1 pseudogene is annotated in these 355 nt (G+C 58.9%); it reads left to right on the forward strand.

The features are described 5' to 3' along the window. Positions 1-355: pseudogene (locus JUK32_RS21325) on the forward strand (IS4 family transposase); the annotation flags it as partial.

A 355-nucleotide genomic window follows, 5' to 3' on the forward strand; every position in this document is an offset into this window, starting at 1 on the left:
CCGTGGGCCGTGCTCTCTAGTGCGCCCTCGTCGCTGACAACCTTTGCACACTATGGAGCACGCTTTGGCGGCATTGAACCCCATTTCAAGGATTACAAGTCAGCTGGCTTCCACCTGCCGCAATCCCGGCGGCGCAACGCTCAGCAGCTGACGACTCTGGTGATGCTGCTCGATATCGCTCATCTGATTGCGGTGGTACTCGGGGTGCTGCTGGTTAAGGCTGGCAAACGTCTGCAGCTCGACTGGCACGGTCAGCGAGGTTTGAGTTTTCTACAGTTGGGCCTCCGAGAGATTGCCCGACGCGCTTATCAGCAACTACCGTTGCCCTCGCTCACGTCGCTTCCCCAACGTAGTC

The organism is Halomicronema sp. CCY15110 (assembly GCF_016888165.1).
GTDB lineage: Bacteria > Cyanobacteriota > Cyanobacteriia > Phormidesmidales > Phormidesmidaceae > Halomicronema.